At 63.3% G+C, this 8188-nt stretch carries 9 protein-coding genes; all 9 read left to right on the forward strand.

All coding sequences use genetic code 11. The features are described from left to right. Window positions 1-239: 239 nt before the first annotated feature. The 9 genes from KQI17_RS12975 (at window position 240) to ymfI (ending at window position 7998) form a co-directional block, all read left to right on the forward strand. Entirely contained in the window at window positions 240-1004 is a 765-nt protein-coding gene (locus KQI17_RS12975; RefSeq protein WP_216496627.1) for a hypothetical protein, read from the forward strand. A 124-nt stretch (window positions 1005-1128) separates the two neighbouring features. Continuing rightward, window positions 1129-1935, forward strand: coding sequence for a uridine phosphorylase (udp, locus tag KQI17_RS12980; RefSeq protein ID WP_216496628.1), 807 nt, complete (start codon window positions 1129-1131; stop codon window positions 1933-1935). 24 nt (window positions 1936-1959) lie between these two features. Next, entirely contained in the window at window positions 1960-2661 is a 702-nt protein-coding gene (locus KQI17_RS12985) for an aspartate/glutamate racemase family protein (protein WP_216496629.1), read from the forward strand. 80 nt (window positions 2662-2741) lie between these two features. After that, window positions 2742-5201 (forward strand): diguanylate cyclase, encoded by a 2460-nt coding sequence (locus KQI17_RS12990; protein ID WP_216496630.1) that lies wholly within the window; start codon window positions 2742-2744, stop codon window positions 5199-5201. Next, window positions 5198-5554 carry an Hpt domain-containing protein gene (locus tag KQI17_RS12995; RefSeq protein WP_216496631.1) on the forward strand — a complete coding sequence of 119 codons (357 nt, stop codon included), beginning with the start codon at window positions 5198-5200 and terminating at the stop codon, window positions 5552-5554. Before KQI17_RS12990 ends, KQI17_RS12995 begins: the two co-directional genes overlap by 4 nt. 94 nt (window positions 5555-5648) lie before the next feature. Beyond that, window positions 5649-6266 carry a heparan-alpha-glucosaminide N-acetyltransferase gene (locus KQI17_RS13000; RefSeq protein ID WP_371822001.1) on the forward strand — a complete coding sequence of 206 codons (618 nt, stop codon included), beginning with the start codon at window positions 5649-5651 and terminating at the stop codon, window positions 6264-6266. Window positions 6267-6276: 10 nt separating this feature from the next. Then, on the forward strand, window positions 6277-6801 hold the full coding sequence (gene nrdG, locus KQI17_RS13005; RefSeq protein ID WP_216496633.1) for an anaerobic ribonucleoside-triphosphate reductase activating protein: 525 nt from the start codon (window positions 6277-6279) through the stop codon (window positions 6799-6801). Between the two features lie 3 nt (window positions 6802-6804). After that, entirely contained in the window at window positions 6805-7248 is a 444-nt protein-coding gene (gene dut / locus KQI17_RS13010; protein WP_216496634.1) for a dUTP diphosphatase, read from the forward strand. Window positions 7249-7254: 6 nt separating this feature from the next. Then, on the forward strand, window positions 7255-7998 hold the full coding sequence (ymfI, locus tag KQI17_RS13015; protein WP_216496635.1) for an elongation factor P 5-aminopentanone reductase: 744 nt from the start codon (window positions 7255-7257) through the stop codon (window positions 7996-7998). Window positions 7999-8188 lie beyond the last annotated feature (190 nt).

An 8188-nucleotide genomic window follows, 5' to 3' on the forward strand; every position in this document is an offset into this window, starting at 1 on the left:
GCCCTTCATCACACGCTTGCCACAGATACGAATTTTCATTGATTTCACACTCACTTTCAGATGTAGATTTTATGTGTTCACCTCGGGCCGAGGCGTTCTATTAGCAGTGTAAATCAACATTTTTCCGCCGCCGTGAAAATTTACCTTGCAAAAAAAGAACACTTCTGATATCATATCTGTCTGTGGGTCTGTGTGCAGACTCGCAAGAACGAAGGAAACCTTTCGGAGGTCATGCATAGATGGCAGCAAAAAAGAACGATCCCAAGCGCGAAGCGCGCATCGCCAAGAATAACCGCAGCCTGAACAGCGCCCTGACGCTCTTCACCGCCGGCTTCATTGCGGAATTTTATCTTCTGCTCATCAACCAGTATTTTGTCAAGGGCACCATCGACCAGGTCGTGGCGGTCTCGTACTTCCTCGACGCGATGGTCTGGGTCGGCGCGGCGCTGGTCGGCGCGGGCGTGGTGTTCACGGTCATGCGCGGCAAGTGGACGCGCTTTGCGGCCCTCGGCCGGTGGCTGCTCGGTCTCGGCGTGTTCTTCACGCTCTCGAGCCAGCTCATGCGCAAGATCTATCCTGCCGGCACGACGGCCATGTGCATCCTTGTTCCCGTGCTGATGCTGCTGAGCGTGGTGTTCCTGCTCTACCAGCGTGAGTTCGCCGTGCAGACCTCCGCGCTGACGCTGACGATCGCCTCCGCCGTGCTGCTCAACCACGGCAGCGCCTCCATGCCCGCTCTGGTGACCGTTTTCTGCTGGATCGCGATGGCGCTCGTCGCCGCGCTGCTCGTGCTGACCGTGATGCTGCAGAAGCATGAGGGTTCCTACAAGGGGACCGTCATTTTCCCCGCCAAGGTTAATTACACGCTCACCTGCGCGGTGCTGGTGCTGAGCATCGCCGCCATCGCGGTGTCGCTGTTCGCGGGCCTCGCGTACTATGTGATCTGGGGCGCGGCGGTGCTGCTGTTCGTGCTGGCCGTGTGGTACACGGTGAAGATGCTGTAAAAACCGAACACAGAGGAGGGACGCGCGGGCGTCCCTCTTTCTTTTTTCCTCCGCTTGCATTGCCGCGGGGGATTTGCTATAATCATATCACTGTTTTTCCAATTCATTTCGTGAGGTGTTTTTTATGCATGAGCTTGAACGTCAATATCATATCCACTGCGCACAGGGCGAGGTGGGCCGCTATGTGATCCTGCCCGGTGACCCGGGCCGCTGCCCGTCCATCGCCGCGCTGTTCGATAATCCCGTCAAGGTCGCGCAGAACCGCGAGTACACCACCTACACCGGCACGCTGCTCGGCGAGAAGGTCTCGGTCTGCTCCACCGGCATCGGCGGCCCCAGCGCGTCCATTGCGATGGAGGAGCTGCATCAGCTCGGCGCGGATACCTTCATCCGCACCGGCACCTGCGGCGGCATTGACATCAACGTGAAGTCCGGCGACGTGGTCGTCGCCACCGGCGCGATCCGCTACGAGCACACCTCGCTGGAGTACGCGCCCATTGAGTACCCCGCCGTAGCGAACTTTGACGTGACGCTCGCGCTGCGTCAGGCGTCGGAGAGCCTCGGCTACCGCACGCACACCGGTGTCGTGCAGTGCAAGGACAGCTTCTACGGGCAGCACAGCCCGGAAAAGAGCCCCGTCTACTATGAGCTTCTGCAGAAGTGGGAGAGCTGGAAGCGTCTCGGCGTCAAGGCCAGCGAGATGGAGTCTGCCGCGCTCTTCGTCGTGGCCGACGCGCTTGGCTGCCGCTGCGGCTCGTGCTTCCATGTGGTCTGGAATCAGGAGCGCGAGAAGGCCGGTCTCGATCAGGACATGAGCGAGGACACCAGCTCCTCCGTCAAGGTCGCGGTCGAGGCACTCAAGCTCATCATTCGCCGCGACCACGAGCTCGCGGCGCTGCCGAACCATGAGCAGAAGCTGCTGGACAAGTAAAACCGCTTTCCGGAGGACTGTACCATGAGCAAAAAAGTCATCGGCATCCTCGGCGGCATGGGGCCTCTGGCGACCGCCGACCTCTTTCAGAAGATCACGCTGCACACCGTCGCCGCGTGCGACCAGGCGCATCCGCGCGTGTGCATCGACTCAAACACGGACATTGCCGACCGCACGGCGGCGCTGCTCCACGGCGGCGAGGACCCCGTGCCGGAGATGATCAAGAGCGCGAAGCGGCTCGAGAGCATCGGCGCGGATTTCCTCATCATGCCCTGCAACACCGCGCACAACTACTATGAGCAGGTCTGCGAGGCCGTGACCATTCCCGTGCTGCACATGATCGCGCTCACGCGCGACGCGCTGAAGGCGCGCGGCGTGAAGTGCGCGGGTCTGCTCGCGACCGACGGCACGGTGCAGACCGGCATCTACCAGCGCACCTTTGAGCAAAGCGGCGTGGATCTTCTCACGCCGGACAGCGCCGACGATCAGGCCGCGGTGATGGACGTCATCTACAACGGCGTCAAGGCAGGCGACCTGACGCATGACGTCACCGCGTTCCGCGCGGCCTGTGAGCATCTGCTCGCGCGCGGCGCCGAGGTGCTGATCCTCGGCTGCACGGAGCTGCCGCCCGCGTTCGAGCTTTACCATCTCGACTATCCCAACGTTGACCCCACGCTGGAGCTGGCGCTCGGCGCCATCCGCGCGGCAGGCTGCGAGACCAAATAAATGTTCAGGACCCCGCTGCGCGGTCTGCGCCGCCGTGCCGACTGTCCCTTCGCTGTGCGGCCGGAAGGAGATGTTTTTTCATGGATGAGAGAAAGCTGCTGATCGCGGACGATTCCGAGCTGAACCGCGCGATCCTTGTGAGTGTGCTGGAGAAGGACTTCGATATCCTCGAGGCAGCCGACGGCAAGGAGGCCATCGCCGCGCTCGCGGCACACGAGGGTGGTATCGCCGCGCTGCTGCTGGACGTTGTGATGCCCGAGGCGGACGGCTTTGAGGTGCTTGCGGAAATGAACCGCCGCGGGTGGATCGACGAGGTCCCCACCATCATGATCTCCGCGGAAACGGGCGGCAGCTACATCGACCGCGCCTTTCAGCTCGGCGCGTCGGACTATGTTAGCCGTCCCTTCGCGCCCAACATGATCCGCCGCCGCGTCATCAACGCCATCCTGCTCCACACCAAGACGCAGAAGCTGACGGGACTCATCGCCGACCGCTTCTACCGCCGCGAGCGGAACACCGACATTCTTGCCGCCATTCTCGGCTACGCGGTGGAGTACCGCAGCGGCGAGAGAGGCACGCACATGACAAATGTCAGCCGCATCACGGGACTGCTGCTGCACCGCCTGCTGGAACGGACGGACCGCTGCCCCATCGGGCCGGAGGATATCGAGACCGTCTGCATCGCCTCGAGCCTGCACGATATCGGCAAGCTCCTCATCCCCGAGGGCATCCTGACCAAGCCCACCGCGCTCACGCCGGGTGAGTTCGACATCGTCAAGCAGCACACGCGGCTGGGCGCGAAGATCATCTCCGACCTGCCGATCTATCAGAATGAAACGATCATCAAATACGCCCTTGAGATCTGCCGCTGGCACCATGAGCGCTGGAACGGCGAGGGCTACCCCGACGGCCTCAAGGGCGAGGATATCCCCATCGCCGCGCAGGTCGTCTCTCTCGCCGACGCTTACGACGCGCTGACGAGCAAGCGCTGCTACAAGGAGGCGCTTTCCCACGAGAAATCGCTCGAAATGATCCGCGGCGGCGAATGCGGCAGCTTCAACCCGCTGCTGCTGGAATGCCTGAATGACATTACCGACACCCTCAAGCACAGCGCAGGGGCCGAGGCCGCCGTGGAGCCGCCTGCGTACCGTTGGGCGAAGGAGCTCATCTGGAAGCCGGACGACAGTCGGCAGGAGCTCTCCTCTGCGCGCATGACGAAGCAGGTGGAGCAGGAGCTGTCCAAGCGGCGCTTTTTCAGCGACCTGACGGAGGAGTTCTGGTTTGAATATACCCGCCATCCGGACGCGGTCGCTCTCTCTGCCGGCGCGGCCCGCCGCACCGGTCTGCCGCGCGTCATCGTCGGCCCGCTCAGCTGTACGCAGCTCTGCTCGGTCGTGAGCGCAGACACGATCCAAGCCATGCGGGACCGCCTGCTCTGCGCCGCCTCCGACGAGACCTATTTGGAGTTTGAGACGGAGCTGACGCTCGACGGCCATCCCAGTCTCTGCCAGATCGCCATACAGATCACCTGGGCCTCGGACGAGCCGGGCCGCTTCAGCAGCCTTTTCGGCCGGGTGCTGGACATTGGCGAGCGCTGCCGCCGGCTGGAGGATTACCGGCAGGCCTTTGCCGCCCCTGTGCTTCATCCGGCGCTCCTGCCGGTCACAGTGGGCGCGGACCATGTGCTGCGCATCACGGGCGAACAAGTCATCGGCGTGCTGGAGAGCTGCCGCAGTATGTTCGACACCGTCCGCCTTGTGGACCCGGAGATCTGTATGCAGCTCACCGACACCTCAGACGGCGCGGTCGTGGAAAAAAGTGAGCACTGCTATGCCATCTGGAACAAGACGCAGCGCTGCGAGCACTGCATCTCGCAGGAGGTCATCCGCACCCGCCGTGCCCAGACAAAGGTCGAGGCCGTGGGCGACAAGGTGTTCTACGTCCACGCCGTATGCGTTGAGGTGGACGGCGTGCCCTACGCACTCGAGCTGGTCAGCCCCATCCGCATGGAAGACCTGCGCGGCGACGAGGACGCGAGCGTGCTCAATCAGCTGCTTCTGCGCAACCGGCAGGTCTACATCGACTCGGCCACCCATGTTTACAACCGCCGTTACTTCGACGACCGCCTGCGCGATCTGGACGGTGAATTCACGCTCGCCATGCTCGACCTGGACCATTTCAAGCACATCAACGACACCTATGGCCATCTCGCCGGCGACGCCGCGCTTTCCCGCGCGGCACAGGCCATCCGCTCCGCGATCCGCACCGGCGACGAGCTGGTCCGCTACGGCGGCGACGAGTTCCTCCTGCTCTTCCACGATATGCCGCGGAACGCGCTGAAAAAGAAGCTGGAAAGCATCCGCGCCGCGGTGGAGAACCTTGAATTTCCGGAATACCCCGGCCTGCGCATCACCGTGAGCATCGGCGGTGCACACGCCGTCGGTCCGCTTGCCGACACCGTTCAAAAGGCGGACCAGGCACTCTACCATGCCAAGGCTGCCAAAAACCGTACTGTGCTCTACAAGGAGGACCCCCAATGACCATCCGCGAATTTTACACGCTCGTCGGCGGCAGCTATGACGAGGTCGCCGAGCGCTTCCCAAGCGATGCGCTCATTCTGCGCTTTCTGACCATGCTCCCGCAGGACGGGAGCATGGAGCTGCTTGCCCGCTCGGTGGACGCCGCGGACGCGAAAACCGCGTTTCGCGCGGTCCACACGCTCAAGGGCGTCGCGCTCAATCTGGGCTTGACCGCGCTCGCGGGCGTCTGCTCCGAGATGACCGAGGCGCTGCGCGGCAGCGATACGCTGCCCGCCTCCGCGCCCGCGCTCTTCGAGGCCGTGCAGCGCGAATATGACAAAGTGACCGGCGCGCTCGCGCAGCTCACCGCATGAGCGGCACGGAACGGCCCGCCCGCATCGAGCTGATGGACGCTCTGCGCGGCCTTGCCGTGTGCCTGATGGTGCTCCATCACTTTCTCTATGACCTGTGCGCGTTTCTCGGCGCACCGTGGTGGGGCTGTTCACCAACCCGGTGTTCGACGTGCTGCACTACTTCTTTGCGGGGCTGTTCATCTTCCTCTCCGGCATCAGCTCGGATTTTTCGCGCAGCAACCTCAAGCGCGGCGCGAAGGCGATGGCACTCGCCCTCGGCATCACGCTCGTGACCTATTTTATGGACATGACCATCGTGTTCGGCGTGCTGCATCTGCTTGCAAGCTGTATGCTGCTCTTCGGCCTGACACGCGGATTCTGGGAGGCGCTGCCCGCGTGGGTGCTGCCGATCCTCTGCATCATACTCATCGTCCTTACCGCGCCCTGCGCGGACGGCGTGACCACGCAGACGCCGCACCTGTGGCTCTTCGGCTTCACCACGCCCGACTTTGCCTCGGCGGACTATTTCCCGCTGCTGCCGTGGTTCTTCGTGTTCCTGCTCGGCACCTGGGCAGGGCGCTATGTCAAGGCGGGCCGCCTGCCGCAGTGGTTCTACACAGCCAGAGCGCCGCGTCTCGCCCTCGTCGGGCGTCACGCGCTGCTCCTTTACGTTCTGCACCAGCCCTTGCTCTACGCGCTCACCATGCTGCTCCGGCTCATTTTTATCCGATAGGAGGTCCGCGATGTACTACGGAGAGATCAAAAACTGCGACATCGCCAACGGCGAGGGCGTCCGCGTGACGCTTTTCGTCTCCGGCTGCACCAACCGCTGCAAAAACTGCTTCCAGCCGCAGACCTGGGCGTTTGACTACGGTCAGCCCTTTACCGCCGAAACGGAGGAGGCTCTGCTGCAAATGCTCGCGCCCGCCTACATCAACGGTCTCACGCTCCTCGGCGGCGAACCGTTCGAACCCGAAAATCAGCGCGCGCTGCTGCCCTTCCTGCGCCGCGTGCGCGAAAGGCTGCCGGGCAAGACCGTCTGGGCCTTTACCGGCTTCACCTGGGAGCAGCTGCACACCGACGGCTCCCATCCCCGCTGCGAGGTCACGGACGAGCTGCTCTCGCTCGTTGACGTGCTCGTGGACGGGCGCTTTGTGGAGGAGCTGCACGATATCTCGCTCCGCTTCCGCGGCTCGAGCAACCAGCGCATCATCGACGTGCCGCGCACGCTGTCGAGCGGCGGCATCACACTCTGGGAGGATCAATAAATCATGGCTCAAGTCAAGATCAAGAAGTTAGACCCCAACGCGACCATTCCCACCAGCGGCTCCGCGTTTGCCGCCGGTTACGACCTCTACGCCTGCCTGAGCGGCGACGGCGAGGTGACCATCCCCGCGCACCACACCGTTATGGTGCCGACCGGCATCGCCGTGGCGCTGCCCGAGGGCACCTTCGGCGGCGTGTTTGCCCGCAGCGGACTGGCGAGCCGCGAGGGGCTGCGTCCCGCAAACTGCGTCGGCGTTGTGGACAGCGACTACCGCGGCGAGTGCTTTATCGCCCTCCACAACGACACGGAGGAGCCGCGCACCGTCCGCACGGGCGAACGCATCGCGCAGCTCGTCCTGCTGCCCTATCTGCCCATCGAGTTCGACGAGGTCGCCGATCTGCCCGAGACCGCGCGCGGCGAGGGCGGATTTGGCTCCACAGGCAGGTGAGCGCGCATGAATCCAACAAACAGAGCCGCGCTCGTCACCGGCTCCTCGCGCGGCATCGGACGCGCCGTCGCCGCGCAGCTTGCCCGCGAGGGCTATGCCGTCGGCATCAACTATTACGAGCGGCGGGATAAGGCCGAGGAGCTTGCCGCGCAGCTTGCCCGTGAGGGCTGCCGCGCGCTCGCCGTACAGGCGGACGTCTCGAAGCGTGACGAGGTCAACGCGATGGTCAAGACGGTCGAGGATACCTTCGGTCCGATCTCCGTGCTGGTCAATAATGCGGGCGTCGCCGGTCAGGCACTCTTTCAGGATGTGACCGACGCGCTGTGGGAGCGCTACTTCGCCGTCAATCTCAACGGCGCGCGCAACACCATTCAGGCCGTTCTGCCGCATATGCTGCACGAAAAGGCCGGCGTGATCGTCAACATTTCCTCTATCTGGGGCCAGCACGGCGCGAGCTGCGAGGTGACCTATTCCTGCACGAAGCACGCGCTCATCGGTCTCACGCGCTCACTCGCGATGGAGCTTGCTCCCAGCGGCATCCGCGTCAACTGCGTTGCCCCCGGCGTGATCGACACCGACATGGTGCAGGTGCTCGGGTCCGAGGTACTGCGGGATCTTGCCGAGCAGACGCCCCTCGGACGGCTGGGCACGCCGCAGGACATCGCCAACGCGGTAGCGTTCCTCGTCTCGGAAAAGGCATCCTTCATCACCGGGCAGGTATTGACCGTGGACGGTGCGTTTGTCGGATAACCTCAACGAATGAAAGCAAGGGAAGCGAAGCCAATTCATGGCTTCGCTTCCTTTTTTCTCCCTTCTGCAAAATAAGCATCCACCCGCCAAGCGGGTGGTTTTGCTTATGCGGGCAAAGCCCTATGTTCCTCGCGCACGCGTCAAACGCGTAAGTACGGTCTGCCAGCTGCGCAGGATTGTTACTTGCCGC

This window comes from Oscillibacter sp. MSJ-31 (assembly GCF_018918025.1).
GTDB lineage: Bacteria > Bacillota > Clostridia > Oscillospirales > Oscillospiraceae > Hominicoprocola.